This is a genomic window from Campylobacter ureolyticus (genome assembly GCF_027277485.1).
In the GTDB taxonomy this organism is placed as follows: domain Bacteria; phylum Campylobacterota; class Campylobacteria; order Campylobacterales; family Campylobacteraceae; genus Campylobacter_B; species Campylobacter_B ureolyticus_B.
Genome location: NZ_JAPXGQ010000057.1, coordinates 1 through 299, shown reverse-complemented (window position 1 = coordinate 299; position 299 = coordinate 1). Strand labels below are relative to the sequence as shown.

Genomic DNA, 299 nt, shown 5'->3' with positions numbered 1-299 from the left:
GGACTTTGAAATAAGCGAGGAAATGGGTGATGAGCTAAATTTCGAAATAGATGAGATAACTAAGCTTTGGGAAGTAAAAGGCACAAGGGCTGGGTGGCAAAGGATTAAATTTACTTGCTTAATAGATGATGAGTTTATAAATTTTCAATTTAGACAGAGTTTAGGTGGTGGCAAATGGAGAGTTAAAACACTTATGAGAGGACTTAGTGGGACAAAGATATCAAGACATTTAAAAGGAGCTAAAGTTTGGTTTGCACCTGTTGATGCAAATGATCTTATCACCTTGCCACTGATTGCAC

Annotated in this window: 1 protein-coding gene; it reads left to right on the top strand. The window is 37.1% G+C overall.

Annotated elements, in window-relative coordinates; translation table 11 throughout:
- Positions 1-22: 22 nt before the first annotated feature.
- Positions 23-299, top strand: a 277-nt coding sequence (locus O6B72_RS09620; RefSeq protein ID WP_462898181.1) for a GTA baseplate fiber-binding domain-containing protein, incomplete at its 3' end; no start/stop codon positions are given.